This window comes from Nocardiopsis quinghaiensis, assembly GCF_008638365.1.
GTDB classification, from domain to species: domain Bacteria; phylum Actinomycetota; class Actinomycetes; order Streptosporangiales; family Streptosporangiaceae; genus Nocardiopsis; species Nocardiopsis quinghaiensis.
Genome location: NZ_VWVU01000006.1, coordinates 118005 through 133356 on the forward strand (window position 1 = coordinate 118005; position 15352 = coordinate 133356).

General features: G+C 70.8%; 15 protein-coding genes. 2 read left to right on the top strand and 13 right to left on the bottom strand.

Translation table 11 applies throughout. From position 1 onward, the window contains the following. Positions 1–7: 7 nt before the first annotated feature. Positions 8–376: a DUF3140 domain-containing protein gene (locus FYX01_RS14495; RefSeq protein WP_150241561.1), complete on the top strand. Its 369-nt coding sequence runs from the start codon at positions 8–10 to the stop codon at positions 374–376. A 194-nt stretch (positions 377–570) separates the two neighbouring features. Here FYX01_RS14495 and FYX01_RS14500 read toward each other — a convergent pair whose 3' ends face one another. The 4 genes from FYX01_RS14500 to FYX01_RS14515 are packed head-to-tail and all read right to left on the bottom strand — an operon-like array spanning position 571 to position 6441. Further along, a complete protein-coding gene (locus tag FYX01_RS14500; protein ID WP_150241563.1) occupies positions 571–1953 on the bottom strand; it encodes a DUF4407 domain-containing protein in 1383 nt (460 codons plus the stop codon). Further along, positions 1943–3196, bottom strand: a complete 1254-nt coding sequence (locus FYX01_RS14505) for a hypothetical protein (RefSeq protein WP_150241566.1) — start codon at positions 3194–3196, stop codon at positions 1943–1945. The genes FYX01_RS14500 and FYX01_RS14505 overlap by 11 nt, the downstream gene beginning before the upstream one ends. After that, complete coding sequence (locus FYX01_RS14510; protein WP_150241568.1) at positions 3193–5643, bottom strand: hypothetical protein; 2451 nt, start codon at positions 5641–5643, stop codon at positions 3193–3195. Before FYX01_RS14510 ends, FYX01_RS14505 begins: the two co-directional genes overlap by 4 nt. A gap of 9 nt (positions 5644–5652) precedes the next feature. Continuing rightward, positions 5653–6441 (bottom strand): hypothetical protein, encoded by a 789-nt coding sequence (locus tag FYX01_RS14515; RefSeq protein WP_150241570.1) that lies wholly within the window; start codon positions 6439–6441, stop codon positions 5653–5655. 200 nt (positions 6442–6641) lie between these two features. On the opposite strand from FYX01_RS14515, the gene FYX01_RS14520 reads away from it, so the two are divergent. Further along, positions 6642–7103 (top strand): Pycsar system effector family protein, encoded by a 462-nt coding sequence (locus FYX01_RS14520; RefSeq protein ID WP_150241572.1) that lies wholly within the window; start codon positions 6642–6644, stop codon positions 7101–7103. Positions 7104–7109: 6 nt separating this feature from the next. On the opposite strand, the gene FYX01_RS14525 is transcribed toward FYX01_RS14520, so the two are convergent. From FYX01_RS14525 to FYX01_RS14565, 9 genes are all read right to left on the bottom strand, one after another. Further along, positions 7110–7811, bottom strand: a complete 702-nt coding sequence (locus FYX01_RS14525; RefSeq protein ID WP_150241574.1) for a Crp/Fnr family transcriptional regulator — start codon at positions 7809–7811, stop codon at positions 7110–7112. A 150-nt stretch (positions 7812–7961) separates the two neighbouring features. After that, positions 7962–8945: a hypothetical protein gene (locus tag FYX01_RS14530; protein ID WP_150241576.1), complete on the bottom strand. Its 984-nt coding sequence runs from the start codon at positions 8943–8945 to the stop codon at positions 7962–7964. A gap of 2 nt (positions 8946–8947) precedes the next feature. Beyond that, entirely contained in the window at positions 8948–9952 is a 1005-nt protein-coding gene (locus FYX01_RS14535; protein WP_150241578.1) for a protein phosphatase 2C domain-containing protein, read from the bottom strand. 472 nt (positions 9953–10424) lie between these two features. Beyond that, positions 10425–11099 carry a vWA domain-containing protein gene (locus FYX01_RS14540; RefSeq protein ID WP_150241580.1) on the bottom strand — a complete coding sequence of 225 codons (675 nt, stop codon included), beginning with the start codon at positions 11097–11099 and terminating at the stop codon, positions 10425–10427. Between the two features lie 19 nt (positions 11100–11118). Continuing rightward, positions 11119–11613: a hypothetical protein gene (locus FYX01_RS14545; RefSeq protein ID WP_150241582.1), complete on the bottom strand. Its 495-nt coding sequence runs from the start codon at positions 11611–11613 to the stop codon at positions 11119–11121. Beyond that, the gene (locus FYX01_RS14550) at positions 11610–13007 is read right to left on the bottom strand and encodes a hypothetical protein (protein ID WP_150241583.1); all 1398 of its coding nucleotides are present in this window, start codon (positions 13005–13007) and stop codon (positions 11610–11612) included. The genes FYX01_RS14545 and FYX01_RS14550 overlap by 4 nt, the downstream gene beginning before the upstream one ends. Positions 13008–13483: 476 nt before the next feature. After that, on the bottom strand, positions 13484–14065 hold the full coding sequence (locus FYX01_RS14555) for a hypothetical protein (protein WP_150241585.1): 582 nt from the start codon (positions 14063–14065) through the stop codon (positions 13484–13486). After that, on the bottom strand, positions 14062–14646 hold the full coding sequence (locus FYX01_RS14560; RefSeq protein WP_150241587.1) for an ATP-binding protein: 585 nt from the start codon (positions 14644–14646) through the stop codon (positions 14062–14064). Before FYX01_RS14560 ends, FYX01_RS14555 begins: the two co-directional genes overlap by 4 nt. 341 nt (positions 14647–14987) lie before the next feature. After that, a complete protein-coding gene (locus FYX01_RS14565; protein WP_150241589.1) occupies positions 14988–15290 on the bottom strand; it encodes a hypothetical protein in 303 nt (100 codons plus the stop codon). Between the last annotated feature and the right edge of the window lie 62 nt (positions 15291–15352).

Below are 15352 nucleotides of genomic sequence, written 5' to 3' on the forward strand. Positions count from 1 at the left end.
GGAAGAGATGGCTGAGCACGATCCCGTCGTCGACGAGGTGTGGAACGACTTTCACTCGGTGGTGAACATGACCGGCCAGGAGTTGCGTGAGTGGCTGCTCACGAACGCCTCCGGTGAGAACGCCTTCAGCAACGACCCCGCCCACCCCGTGTGGAGGAAGGGCGAGGCGATCGTGAACCTGCTGAACAAACGCCAGGTGGACGTGACCAAGGATGACGTCGAGCTGATGCGCGAAGTGTCGGAGTTCGTCCGCGACCAGTTGGCGGACCCCCGCCGCGAGGACGCGGAGTGGCGGCACCGGCTGATGTCGGTGGGACACGACCCGCTCAGCCCGGACTCGGCGCGGCCCGACGAGGAGGAGGACCTCGAAAGGTAGCGGGAGAGGCAACAGGGACAGCACAACGGGGACGACGCGGTGTCGGGGCGGGCGCGGTGCCCGCCCCGACCCGTGTGTCAGCGGAGGAGCGTCACCAGGGCGACCGGTCCGCCGGAGTCGCCCTGGAAAAGGGTGCGGGGCGGCGCACCGCCGTCCCGGTGCGCCGCCCCGCGTTCCCTCCCGGCCGGTTCCTGTCAGGTCTGGTCAGCGGTCTCCCCACGCCCCCGGCGGTACTGCTCCGCCTGGCGGGCGATCTCGTCCTCGAGGTCGGCTTGCTGCCTGACCTTGTCGGCACGCATCCGCCTCGCGTTCTCGTTACGGTCGGCCTGCTGCCGGGCCTCCAGGCCGCCGATCTCCCGGTCGGTCTCCACCTGGAGCCTTTTGAGGGCGACCCGGATCTCCTGGTCGTGGCACTCGCGGTGGAAGTCGACCCGGGCCGTGTACAGCTCGTCGTACTTGTTGGTACCGCCGAGCAGCTTGGTCAGGACCGGGAACAGGTCCACCGCGGCCAGCAGCGCCCGCAGCAGGAACACCGCGGCCATCACGTAGAAGCTGCCCTTGGCCAGGGCGCCCAGTGCCTCCATCTCCTCGATGACGCCGTGCTCCCCCTCCTCGGCGGCCCGGGCGGCGACCTTCTCCTCGATCAGCGCGGCCCGCTCGGTGGCGAAGTCGGCGGTGGAGGCGCCCGACGCGGACGTGAGCTCCTCCACCTCGGAGTTCAGTTCCAACAGGCTGGTCCGGTAGGCCGCGAGCTGGCTGTCCCCCTCGAAGGCGTCGGCCTCGGCGCGCAGCTGCTCACAGTTGAACCCCTCACCCGCCCGACCGGTCAGCCCGTCGCCGGAGGTGCCGTTGCACTCCTGCCGGGCAAGCTCCTGTTTCTCCTCCAACTGCTCCTGAAGGGCGTCCACACGCTCCTGTAGCCGGTCGCGCTCCGCGGTGGTCGAGGCCAGCGCGGTCTGGTCGGCGGTGAGCGTGCTGCCGCCGACGGTCAGCAGGAACTCCTCCGTGCAGCCGGGGTCGGTGCTCTGCTCCCCCGAGACGGGATTGCAGCGCTCCAGGGCTGACCGGAACGCGTCGGACTCCTGCCCCCGCTCGGTCCTGACCTGGTGCTCGATGGACGGGCGGAAGGCGTAGAGGAGGATCGGTTCGGCGATGACCACGCTGACCAGGAGGGCCAGGAGGATCCGCCCGGTGAAGCCGAGGGCGCGTCCGCCCTTCTTCACCCCGTGCATGGTCGAGAGCATCCAGCAGTCGAAGACCAGGATGAGGCCGGACCAGAACAGGGCCGCCGGCACCAGCAGCGGCCACGGTGTGGAGGTGAACCTCTGGAGGGCGACGAACACCGCGATCCCGGCCATGGAGGACGTGGCGAGGACGACCAGTCCTTGGAGGGTGTAGCGGGGGCGCTCCTCCGGGATCAGGGAGAGGAGGTCCTCGTCCACCCCGGTCATGCGGCGCAGCATGCGGCCCGCACGGCCTCGGACGGTGGTCCGCTCCGCGGCCGTGCGGCTTGCGGGCACGTCCTGGACCGGCGTCCTGTCCCGCGCGGGGGGAGGGGAGAGGGAGCTAGGCGTCATGATCGTCCTCGCTCAGTCCCTCCGCGTAACGGCGGTGTCCTTTCGAGACCGGCCCGGCGGAGGCGTCGGCGCGCGTGCGGGCGCCCGGACCGCCCCGGGGCCGCACGGCTTGCCCGTCCGCGGACGCCTCGGGCCCGGAACCGGTTTCGAGCTCGGCGTCCGCGGCCCGCCCCGAGCCCGCGGAACCCTCTTCACCGTCGGTCGCCCCCGTCCGGAGGGGAAGGAGTTCCGGGTTGATGAAGTCCACCACCTCCGCCGTGGTCATGGCACCGTCGACGTAGTGTTCCTTGAACGCCGCCTGGGCCAGCTCCGACCTGACCCGCAGACGCTCGCGCTCGTCCTCCCTGTCCCATGTCTCACGGCGCAGGGCGTCGGCCCTCTGCTGTTCCTCCCGACGCAGCCGCTCCTCCTTCTCCGCGGTTTCCCTCTCCGCCTCCCGATCGAGCGCGCGCTCCCGCTCGACGGTGATGCGGTGGGCGACCTCGGTGGGGTCGATGCGGCCCTCGGCCAGCGCCAGCATGACCGCGTTGATGGTGTCGTCCTGGACGGCCTCGCTGAGACCGTCCATGATCCTGCGCGTGTGCTCGGTGACCTTCTCCTTCATCAGGTGGTCGTGGTCGGTGCGCGCGACCTCCACCTCCTGCTCGTGGCGGGTGGTCCGCCAGGTACTCCGCACCTGGCGAAGGCTGTGCGGTGTGAGCACCTCGGTGCCGACGTACTCGATCCGCATCCCCCGGACCTCCGGCGGCGACAGGTCGATGAACGCCTTGATGTGACTCCACACCAGCTCGCGGACCTTGTTGATGTCCTCCAGTCTCAGGTGCTGGGCCACCTGGGGCAGCTTGTCGTAGCGACGCATGTAGCCGCTCAGGAAGCGGTGCGCGTCCCCGCGGCCCTCGCTGACCACCGTGACCGGGTCCAGGACCGTGCAGGAGAAGGCCGTGCGCACCTCGAAGTCGTCGTCCTCCATGGAGGGGACCGCGAGGGTGACGACGACGGAGACGTCGTGGCTGACGTCGACGAGGCTCACGTGGTCGGCGTCCACCACGCGGCTGTCGTCGAGGGCGGTACCGCCCTTGTCCACGTGGAAGGCGCCGCCGCCGCGGTAGACGAGGACCTGGTGGGCGGATGCCCGGGGCAGTTCGGACGGATCACGGCGGCGGCCGCGCAGCCCGAGGAAGCCCTGGCGGCTCGGCGCGCTGAGGGCGCGCTCGTCCACAACCGGATACGTGGGGGCTCTCATACTGGTGTCACTTTCTTCGTGAGGCCGGGGTCCGACCCGTGTCCTGTTCCGGAAGCGGTGCCGTAGCCGCCGAACACCCTGGTGAGGACGTCCAGGACGGCGTCGGTGAAGGGGTCCTCGTCGCCCTGCTGCCGGACCGCGCTGGTGAAGCTGACCCGGAAGCCCGGATGCTCCTCCTCCGGGATGAGCCGTGACAGGTCGGTGAGCAGGCTTCGCGCGTTGTCCTGGGCGTCGGCGCCGTTGCGCTGGAGCGCTCGCAGTGTGCTCCACAGGGAGTGGATCGCGGGACGGCGTGTCCGCCGGTCCCGGATGGTCTCCGCCCACAGGGCGGCGACGCTGAGGACCTGGTCGGGAACCAGCATGATGTGGCGGGCGACCGCCGGGTCACCGCCGACGGGTTCCCCGTCCGGATCCCCGCTACCGCCGCCCGAGCCGTTGGAGCCCGGACCACCGTGCCCGTCGTACCCGTCCTCTCGGCCGCCGTCTTCAGAGCGGTCCGGGGTCTGGTGGCCGTCCCGTTCGGAGGTCTCCTCCGACGGGTCCGGTGCCGGGTCCCCGGCTCCGGCTGGTCCGGGGACGAGGGGTTCGCTCGTGGGGACCGTGAGTATGGAGAAGGCGGCGGCGAGTAGGTACTCCCGGTCGTCCCTCCTGGGGCTGAAGCGATAGGCGTGGGCCAGTTCGTCTCCGACGACGCCGACCAGGGCCCGGCCGCTGACCCCCCGGTCGATGAGGCTGCCGAAGAGGGCGCCGACGGCGAAGGACGCTTCGAACCGGTGGTCCGAGTCGGAGTCCAGGACCAGGTCCAGCAGCCGGTTGGCCGCCTCGGTCGGGTAGCTCACCCCCAGCTCGCCGCTCCACACCTGGACCGCGGCCTTCGCCTGGAGCGGTGTGCCACGGGTCAGCCAGCGGTCGACGGTACGCAGGACGGTGGGTGCCAGGTCGTGTTCCGCCTCCATGCACATGAACCACAGTGCGAACACACAGGTCTCGCGCCCCGCCAACCCCCGTCCCCGCGACCACCGGTCCAGGTACAGGTCGTGGACTTCGTCGAAGGCGGTCACGGCCAGAGCAGCCAGGCCCTCGGCCAGGTGCACACGCCTGGTGCGGTGGCCTGTCGCGTACCCGGCCCAGCTGCGGACGGCATCCCAGAAGGCCACGTCGTAGCGCTCCCACAGCTGGCGCAGTACCTCCGTCCGGTCACCGTTCTCGGCGAAACCGGGAAAGCGCCGAACCATCCACCCGTCGTCCCGGTACTCGACGCGGAAGAGGCCGTGCCCGTCCCTACCCCTCCGGCCCCGGTGGGCGGGGAGCGGGTCGGGCTGAGGGACCGTGGCCTTCTCCTCTTCCGCAGCCGCCTCGCCTTCCGGGGGAAAAGCCCTGTTCAAACAGGTGTGCAGGTGGTTGGCGAGGATCTCGTAGTCTCGTTCGCGCACTCCGGGCAGCAGTCCCAGAGCAGCGGCGTCAGCGACCTCTCTCCGGTCCGGGCCGGACTCGAACCACCTCTCGACGCGGTCACGGGACGAGGAGCGCACGACGTGGCCGACCGCGCTCTCCGGGTCCTCCCCGGCGCCCATGCGTTCGGCGACCGCGACGATGTCGGCGACCGAGTGGTCGTCCGGGAGGCAGCGCACCACCAGGTCCACCGCCTCGGGGCGCGCGTGGAAGAACTCCTCGGCCAGATGCCTGCGGAGCACGTCGGCGGTGCGAGGACGTTCCCACCCGAAGCCGGGCGCGGTCGCCCCCACATGTGCTGTCCGGTCGCATGTCAGGACGAGGTAGGCGTCCGAGGCCTCAACGTGTCGCCGCAGAACCGACCAGAGATACTCGTGCTCGGCCGGGGACTCGCCCCGGCCCGCACCGAACCAGTCCAGGACGATGTAGCCGCTTCCGGGCTTCAGTTCGCGCCTGGACAGCGACTCCAGGGTCTGGCTCGGGGTGAACACCACGATGGGATCCGCGCCGACCGCGTCCAGCAGGGAGATCGCGCCTGACCGCCGTCCGTTCCCCGCCACGCCGGTGAGGACGAGGACACGCTGCTTCTCCAGGAGGCGGTGGGCTTCGTCGAAACAGTCGGGCGGGACGAAGGAGTCGACGGTTCCGCGGACTTCGCGCTCCCTCAGGCGACCGGTGGCCGAGGGGCGCGGAGCGTCTGCGGCTTCCTGTGTTCCCGAGGGGCCGAAAACGCCGTTCTGGGCGTTGACCATTCCGTAGAACACGTTGGTGACCCTGCTTCTCCCCTCCTCTCCCCACGGGTCGGGGCGGTGGGGGGAGGGGCCGTCCGCGTGCTCTCCGGGGTCCTGGCCTTCCATGTCCGGTGCCGTGGAGTCCGGGAACAGGGATTTCTCCTGGGGGAGGAACGCCTCGGCTCCCTGCGGGTTCTGCTCCTGGGGCGGGGCCGCTCCGGCGCCTTCTCCGACCCCCGGTGCGCTGTCGGGGTGGTGGCTCACGTGTGCCTCCTAGTAGCGCACGCCGAAGACGGCGTTGGAGGCGTCGACGTCGCCGTGCATGACGTTGGTGATCGCCGGGGAGTCTCGCCGCTCCGGTCCGGATCCGTGTTCTCCCGGTGCGGCGGAGGGCGCGCCCGGGGCGGGGTCGGCCGGAGACGCCCCGTTCCCGTCGGGCGCCCCGGCGGTGCCGTCCGTGGACTGCCCGTGGCCGCTGCCCGAGCGACGGCCGGGTACATGGACCCAGACCGGTTCCTCGTACTCCTTGTTGCGGACGGTGGTGAGGGTGAAGTCCTCGGGACGCAGGCGCGTGTGCCCCTGCGCGACCACGTCCTGGTAGACGGGGGCGGTCACCGCCACGACCAGGTCGGTACCGGAGTCCTTGAGCGCCTCGCGCAGGGTGTCGCTGTCCACCACGCGGGCCGCGGTGACGATGCCGTTCCCGGAGTAACCGGCCTGGGAGGACACAGCGGACCCGTGGTGAACGACCAGGCGCAGGCGCAGTCGCCCGGCCTCGGTCCGGTTGTGGTTGTGTCGACGCAGCGCGTACTCGATCTCGGGCACGTAGCGGTCGAGGAGCCGGGGCTCCCTCACGGTGACCGGGAGCACCGCCATCTCCCCGTCGCCGCCGGGAGCGATGTGCCACTCCCCGCGGTCGAGCCCGCTGTGCTCGGCGGCGATGTGGAGGATGGCCGGGATGGCCTCCTGGATCTGGTGCTGGGTCAGCTCGTCCGAGCTGCCGTACCCCTTGGCGTCGCACGTGACGATGACACGCCGCCCGAACTCGGGAGTCTGGGACATTTCCTCACTACTTCCTGACATGGAATCGCGGAACGCTGACAGTGTGGACCGGAACGCGCACACGAACCCCTGACCAGTCGGCAATTCCCGTCCGGCCCCACGTGAGGAGCCGCACACGGCCGAACACGGACCAGTCCGGAATCCGGTCTTCCAGAGGGGAGTGCAATAGGGGGAATTCATTTTCCGAAGAGAGGGGAACGGTGGAATCCCACAAGGGAGACGGTATCGACTCGGCTCTGTCCGTGGTGGCGTTTTTCCAGAACAACGTCGCCCAGGCCGACACGAAGATCGGTTTCCTGTGCGTCGCGCAGGTCGGTTTCGCCATGGCACTCGTGAACGGCAACGGAACCGTCGGCGCAGAACCGGTTCCGACGAACCTGCCCCTCCTGGTCTGCGCTTTCGCCTTTTTCGCCGCGGGCTACCACCTGGTCCAGGCGCTGCGCCCCAGGATGCGCTTCCACAGCGAGGGAAGGAGGGTGACGGGGTTTCCCCGGCCGCGCCCGCAGCAACCGCTGACCCCCGACGAGGTGTGGCGGATGGCGGAAATCCTTTCCGAAATCGTGAGGGACAAGAACCGGCACGTCCGTCGCTGCATCCCGTGGCTGGCCCTGATGCTCATCGTGATCGTGGCAAATGAGATGGCGACAGAGGTGCTCGGTTGACACCGCTCACGCGTTCTCGTACACGGCGTGTAGTTTGTCCATTTCCACGATGACGACACGGCGGTACCGCGAAAGCAGGAGCCCCTCCTGGCGGAAACGGCGCATGGCATTGCCCACGGCGTCCGTACGTGCGCCGATGAGCTTGCCCAGGTCGGTCTGCGACAGGCGAACTCCGAGCTCGACGCCCTCGGGAACGGCGGTGCCGTGCCGCCCCGCCAGCTCCACCAGGACCCGTGCCAGGCGGGCGTCCACCTCATAGGCCATGAACTCGGCGCGGTGGCGGTCGGACGAGGCCAACCGGTCGCCCATGACCGCCCCGACCGCGTCCCAGGCGTCGGGGTGGCGCACCAGGAAGTCGCGAAAGACCGTGTGGGTGTAGGCGCGCACGGCCATCGGCGTGCAGGCGGTGACCGTGGCGCTGGCCCCGCTGCCGCGGAACATGCCCATCTCTCCGACGACGTCGCCGTGGACCCGGATCCCGAGCATCACCTCGATGCCGTTACGCAGGTCCGAGGTGACCTTCACGCAGGCGGACTCGCCGTCCTCGGCCGGGCACAGGAGCAGGACCGCCGCCCCGATCCGGCCCTGCCCGATCAGCACCTCCCCCGCCGGCACGCGCCGGGGCGGGGCCAGCCCGAGCAGGCGGGTCGCGGTGTCGGCCTCCACCCTGTCCATGAACGTGCGCGCGGGCCAGCGGTTCCCTGTCATCGCGTTCCTCCCGCGATCCATGATGCCCGTTCGCCCCCCGCAAGAGGGACGAATCCGCCGGATCCGCCGGACTTGCGGCCTTGCTCCTCGGGTCCGAGGGCCGCGACCGCCGCCCGAACGGCCGGACCCGGTGCGGCACGGGCCGGCCGGTCAGACCGGGGAGTCCTCCTCTCCCGGTTTCCGGACGGGGATCCACTGTCGGTCGGCTCCCCCGGACGACTGGAGCCGGGCCAGGGGCAGGTCCACCGGCGCGGCGGCCTTCGGTCTGCGCACGGGGATCTCCGTCCTGCCGCCGAGTGCGACGCCCCACTGGTGGGCGTCGGGCCGGGTTCCGTAGCCCTTCCCGGCCGCCTCGAAGCGCCGGGTGACCGCGTCGACCACCGCTGACGGCAGCCCCGGGAGCAGGTCCAGGGGCTCTCCGGGCCGCACGTTCTTGTGGCGGCTCAGCACCCGGCCCACCAACAGGGACAGCTTGTACCTGTCCGTCTCCAGGTCGGCTCCGGTGGGAGGCTGCTCCGGATCGTCCCAGGAATCGGTGTCCGCCTGCGGCAGCACCGGACTGTCACCGGACCTGCGGACCCCGTCGCAGTCCAGCATGAACACCCCGTATCCGCCGCCGGCGGTCCACAGCAGGTTGGACATGGACACGTCACCGACCACGAGTCCCCGGGAGTGCAGGAGCTGGAAGAGGGACACGTACTGCCGGACCAGTTCCAGACGTCCGTGTACGTCCGGCGGGACGATGTCCCCCCACATCGGCTTGGACTGGAAGATCAGGTACTGCAACTCCTGGAGCCGGGACCCGCCGCCCCTGGTGCGTCCCACGAACTCCTCCGGGATCTCCCGCATGAGGAAACCGGTCAGGAAGCCCTTGGACACCACCCGGGCCAGCGGCCAGCAGGACAGGGCGAACAGCCGCGCGCGCTCGGTGTCGGTGAGGTCGTGCGGCAGCATCACCAGGCGCTCCAGCACACGCGGATCGGCTCCCGAAAGGGTGTAGTGCTTGTAGACCAGCCCCGCGTGGGGGCCTCCCGCCACGCGGTGGACCGTGCCCTGTCCGCCTCTGCCGAGCTCCTCCCCCAGGGTGAGGGCGTCCCGTTCCACGTCGGTGCCGCCGAACCAGTGGTGTCCCATGTTCACCGTCCCCACAGGCAGACCGCGGTCCGGTCGTCGTCGTAGGACTTGGCCTGGAAGTCCAGCTGCCAGGCGAACTCCGTGCGCCGGGGCACCCGGCCCCCACCCCACCAGGCGGCGAGTCGGTCGGCCACCGCCGGACTGGCCATGGGCCCGGAGAGTCCGTCCGTGCACAGCAGCAGCGTCTCCCCCGGTTCCAGCCAGTGCCCGCTCACGTGCACGCGGCCGATGTCGGTGGGCAGCGCGTTGGTCCTGGTGCTGGCGACCGCGCCGTCCTCGTCCCCGTCCGTCAGCGGCAGCGTCCGCCCGTCCCGCATGAGGTAGGCGGGGCTGTCCCCCACCGCGAAGAGCAGTACCCCTGCGCGCTCCCCCTCGGGGGTGAGCTGCACCAGGGCGGCGGTGAGCGTGGTGGACAGCTCCACCGGCTCCACGCCCTCCCGCCGCGCGAGGGCGGACATCCCGGCGGCCACCCCGCCGACGATCCGCTCGCCCAGCTCCTGGAAGTGGGCGATGTCCCCACCGAAGTCGAGCAGTCCCTCCAGGTGGGCGCTCACCGCCTGGAACAGCAGTCGACAGGCGTATCCGGCTCCCCGGTGCGTCATCTTCCGGGAGCCCACGCCGTCGGCCACGCAGGCCAGAGCGAAACGCCCGTCCCCGTGCGCCAGCTCGTACAGCCCGAAGGCGTCCTGTCGTGACTCCCGTTTGAAGCGGTGCCCGTCACCGCGCAGCGAGGCCGCGCGCAGGGCCAGGCCGCCGTAGTCGGCCTCGTCGACGACGGTGTCGGGGACCGCCCACTCCTGGGTCGGCAGCCCCCTGGCGTGGTAGGCGGCGTGCACGGCCCGGGTCAGAACCGGCGGAGGCGTGAATCGGGGGACCACCGTGTCCGCCTTCTCCGGGTCCTCCTTCTGGGGGTTCTCCTCCCCCTCCCCCGCCTGCTCGTCGCGGGCACCTCCCGGGTCGGCCTCGGGCTCCGTCCGCTCCCCGCTCTCCTCCGAAGCGGGTGTCAAAGGGCCGGGGCACGCCATGGCCACCGTGTCCGTGGCGTCCGGTGAGGCGGCTGATGCCTCGGGGACCCCGCCCTCCGGTGCCTCCCGTTCGTCCGGCTCCTCCGCGGGGGCGCCGGTGTCCGGCGCCTGCCCGGCGGGGGGGACGTACGGATCCGACGACGGTCTCTCCCCCGGCGTCCAGGAGGTCGGTGCAGCCCGGATCCGCGGAGGCGGTCTCCCCGCTGTCCGCGGTCTCCGACCGTTCCGCCTCCGGCGGGGAGTCCTCCAGCAGATCCCCGGTCCCGCTCCGGGAGGGCAGGACCTCGTCGTTCAGCGGTTTCCAGGCGCGCTCCGCCCTTCGACCGTCCTGTGTCCCTCCGCCCGCTCCGGGCTCGTCGGGCTCGTCGGGCTCGATCAACCCGAGATAGCGCGGAAACCTTTTCCACAGGCCCTCATGGTTGCCGTCCATGTCCGGCTCCTCTCCTGGTCCGGGTCAGAGCTGGTCCGCGGGCAGCGCGGTGTATCCGGGCACCTGGTCGGGCATCGACAGGGTCACCGCGCCGTCTGGAGAGGACGCCGCCTGGTTGCCGGAGTTGACGATCGAGTTCGTCAGCGACCTGGCGAACTCCTGGAGGGCCTGCGCGGGGTTGAGCGTGCCGTCGGCCATGAAAGCCTGCACCGTGGCCACCTGTTGGATGACCTGAGGGTCGGCCTGCCCGAAGCCGAACGCCAGGATGTTCGGGTGCGGCCCCCACGACAGGTCGGTGACCTGTTTGTACGCCACGTCCCAGTCGCTGTCGCCCGGATAGCCGTCGGACAGGAAGAACACGGCCGGGCGGTACACCTTGTGCCCCGCCTGCTTGAGCCGGTCCACGTCCTGGGTGATCGTCTCCCTCAGCAGACGGAACGCCTCCCCGTAGGAGGTGCCTCCGCTCGCCTGCAGCGCGGGCAGGGAATCCACGTCGCTGAGGTCGGACAGGGGCAGCAGGACCTTGGACTCGTGGTTGAAGGCGATGATGGCGAAGTGGGCCTTGTCCGACACCACCGGGTTGGCACCGATCGTGCGGTGCAGGTCGGGCAGCGCGTCGTTGATGGCCTGGACCGGTACGCCGTCCATCGAGGCCGACTCGTCGCACACCAGGTAGAACGGCAGGATCTGCTGGGTCATGCTCGGGTTCCTTGTCTGCTCATTCGGACTGTTCGGATGAGGCGAACAGGTAGATCTCGATCCGCAGCCAGCCGGGGCTGCCGCTGAGGTTGTGGAAGGTGCGGGTGACCGCCCCGTCGAAGACTCCGGGGTGGGCCTCGGGCAGCAGGGCGTTGACGTCCTCGGCGAACCGCTCCCCCTCCGCGGCCCCGCCGTCGGCGCCGAAGGTCAGGACCATTCCTGCCTCACGTCCGGCCACACCGTGTTCGTCGAGGGCCTCGCGCAACTCCCGCACGGCCTCCTCGTCACCGTCGGCGACCGCGGACGGTGACACCCCGTCCATCTCGACCACGACGGGCTCCAGGTCCAGGCCGTGCGGCACGGGTTCGGCGGTCTCCTCCGCCGCCTCCGCCCCGGGTTCGGCCTCCGGCTCCGAGTCCATTCCCAAAGTGATGATGAGGAAGGCGAGCAACAGGTCGGCGAACAGCCAACCGGCGATCGCCACGGCGGGCGTCGACAGGCGCCGGTCGTTCACGTGACCACCAGGTCCTCGTCGGCTCCGCCCGCTGCCCGTGCGGACCCGGTTTCGGGCCCGTGCTCGGATCCGGCCTTGGTCGCCGCCGCCCCGGTCGCCGCGTTCTCGGCCAGGAGCTCGTGGAGGGCGTCGACGCCCTCGCGCAACCGGCCGACGGCCTCGGGCAGACCGCTGCCCCGCTTCCCGGTCTCCTCCAGGCCCCGGTGCAGAGCGTCGATGCCGGAGTGGAGCCGTTCCACCGCCTCGGGCAGCTCCCGCATGACCTCGGCCACGCGGCCGGACAGGTCGGCGGCGAGCTCGACACGGTGCGCGAACCCGGTACCGGTCTCCTGCCACTCCCCCAGCGCGGTGCGGATCTGCGCCTCGCCACTCGCCAGAGCCCTGCCGATGTCCCCGGAGGACTCCGTCACAGCGCCGCTCAGCCCCTCCAGGCCCTCCGACACCGTTCTGTCCACCTGTTCGGCCAGGCCGGTGACCACCTGCTCCAGCTCCTCGCGCAACTGGACGCGCTCCCCCTCCGCCGTCCGGGAGAACTCCTCCGACGCGGTGGCGACCCGGTCGATCGCCTCCGACACCTCGCCGAAGCGGACGTACAGGTCCCGCACCACGTCGAGGCCCTCGTGGACCGCGCCGGTGACGCCGTCACTGCCCTCCTTGAGCACGGTGATGGTGCTCTGTGCCATGCGCAGGTTCTCCTGCACCTGTTCAAGGGTGGTCCTCACGTCCTGCTGGGCGCGCTGGGCGATGGAACCGACCTCGCGCAGCTGCTGGACGCTGGATCCCAGCTCACTGGCGATCCTGGCCGGGCTGCCGAGCCGCACGGCACCCAGTTCGAACTGGGCCGCGGTCATGGCGGAGGCGAGGCGGCGCGCCAGTTGTGTCCGCTCCTCCTCGTCACGGCCGTCGGACCAGCGGCGGTGGAGGGCCTGGGCCAGGACCACGGCGATCAGCAGGAGGATCCCGGTCAGCGTGTAGACGGCGACCCGGTCGAAGGCCAGCCACGCGGGCAGCTCACCGTTGAAGGCGCCCTGCCAGCGTTCCAGGAAGGACAGTCCCTCCAGGGACGCGTCACCCTGTGAGCGCCCGTACGCCTCTGCGGCCTGTGCCAGCCCCGTCCAGGTGATCAGGATGGGAAGGAAGACCAGCGCGGTGGGCGCGGCCTCGACGATGCCTCGGACGGCACCGCCCCTGGTAGGGGGGTCGATCGTCTCCGCCGCGGGGAAGGCGGTGCCGAGGTCGACCTCGGCCCAGGTCTCCAACCGCTCGCCGTCGTCCAGGGCTTCGGCGAGCGCGGTGAGCTGGACGGCGCGCCCGGCGAGCCTCCCCTCTTCGGCGAGCGAACGGAGTTCCTCCACCAGGGCGGGCCTGTCACCGGGGCTGATCTCGGTCTTCACCTGTTGTCCGTACCGCTTCCTGAATCGACCGGGCCCAGATCACTCCCCCCGCCCGCCGGAACGGCACGCATCAGGAACCGGACCACCGTATTCCTACGGAGACCGGGGAAAGGGAAGGGGAGATCACCATGGGCGTCGTTTCCGAAACCGTATCGGAGCAACCGAATCCAGGTATGGGGTTTTCTCCCTTTCCTGGGGAACGCATTGGGTGCCGGGTCGGGGCTGAGTGGCGCCACGCCCTTCACAGGACCTCTACATAACACCCACAAGAGGACAAAATACCTGCTTCTCTCTCCACTGCGTTTCTCTTCCACCGGATTTCCTGACCGAAAGAGGACACCCGGACAACGGAATGCGGGGAAGGGAGTCCGAGGTGCCCCCGGAAGGTCGGAGATCAGCCACGGCCGCGCCGGGCCTTTCGCACCGGCGCGGCCTTCTCGGTGGCCGGGATGGTCTGGGCGGTCTGGTCCGACGGCTCAGACCAGTAACCCGGTGAGGTGCTGGGCGAGGGCTCCCGATGCGGCAGCGAGGAAGTGGCAGGCCACCGGCCAGCCGACGCGGCGGCGGGGCTTGCGGTGGCTGCGCGGACGGTGATGGGGCCGGTCCGACCTGCGCGGGAGCGGCTGCGGAGGCGTGCGCTCGCGCCGGGGCCGGGGAATCGGCAGGGGTCCGGGCCGAGGCCCGTCGCCAGGGTCATCGCCGGGGGCGGGCCTGGGGGCAGGGGCCGGGCCCGGGTCGGGAACCCTGCGCGTGCGGGAGTCCCGGGGTTCGGGCTCGGTCATCCACTCGGGCACGTCCCCGTGGATGAGCCGGTAGCGCAGGCGCGGGGTGTCGCGCATCCGGGCGAGGAGTTCGCGTTCCCTCGGGGTCCGGCCCAGCGAGACCAGCGGGGGCGGCCCCGTGGCGGCCGCGGGGTGGGATGCCGGGGTGAGCGCCAACTGGGCCGCCGGGCGCACGGGCGGACGGGCCGCCGGGCGGCTGAAGCGCCGGCCCCGGGGTGCGTCCAGGACCCGGCGCATGTCCGGGGACAGCGCGGGTGCGGAGGCTGTCACGGTCATCGGACGGCCTCCGGCGCGGGAGCGGTGGGGACGTCGGCGGCGGAGGAGACGACGGAGGAAGCGGGGGCATCGGCGGCAGCCGGGACCGGCAGGGCGAAGTCCGCCCAGATGACGGTGCCGAGCCCCTCGCAGAACGGGAAGTCGACCACCCGACTGGTGCCCCAGCGGGTCGCGAGGTGGGAGACGATCAGCAGGCCCCGCCCGCGTTCGGCGTCCTCCCACTCCTCCGCCGTGCGCTGGTGCGGGATGCGCGGACGGGTGTCGATGTCGGTGTCGCGGTACCCGTCGTCGATGACCGACAGCCGGAGCGTGCGCTCGTCGGGGGTGGCCAAGGTGCGGATGACCCTGCCCTCCTCCTCGCCGGACCGGGAGTGGTCGCAGGCGTTGGCGAATATCTCGCTGGCACACAGGACGACGGAGTCCATCAGGTCGGGGGCCAGGCCGGGCAGCCGGGACAGGTCACAGCGCAGGTCGGCGCGCACGCGCACGGTGGTGTCCGGTGTCCCCGGGTAGAGGCGCGGTTTCCACAGACTGTGGACACCGGTGCGCACGAGGTCGGGGTTACGCGGCAGAATGAACATGCCAGAGGCTCCATTTGGGAGATCCGATATTGACTGGCCGTGCCCTGGGGGTGTTGTGTCACCCGCCAGGGCCTTTGTGTGCCCGGCCGGAGACGGCACTGGTTCGCGAACGGCGTCAGCAGTGCCACGGGGGTCCGCGCGCGGGGACGGGGGTCGCTTCGCGCTTCGGCCCTGGATGAGGCGCGTACTGCCCTCGGGTGGGTTGTGGATCAGAGCGGGACGGTCGTCGCTGCCGTCCTGGGAGTTGCCGCGCGGGCATCGCGTGTGGGACTTGTGGCCGCTGCTCTCCGTGCGACAGCAGGCAGGACACGTCCACGGCGTGACAGGCCATGGAGGTTCGTTCACTCGACGGCCCTCGCCTCTATGAGCTCCACCGCGACCGCACGGGCCACTGACCACTCCCGTTCCACGGGTGCCAGGGGCGAGAGAGCCCTGCGGCCGTTGCACTCCGTGTGCTCCCAGAACCACTGGCCACCCACGAGAGCGACCGTCACCGACTGGTTCCCGCAACGGGTTACAACACGACCCGCCTCGGAACCTTCCTCCACCTTGAGCCCGTGTCTGGTTTCCAGGAGACCCACCAGGTCGGCGGCCGGGGTATATGCACCCGCACTCTGCTGGTTTTGACGGTTCGACGGCTTCATGGCGACTCCCAGTGCAGACACAGGGGCGGTCTACGCAAAACGCCCCACAGAGGGTTAGATTC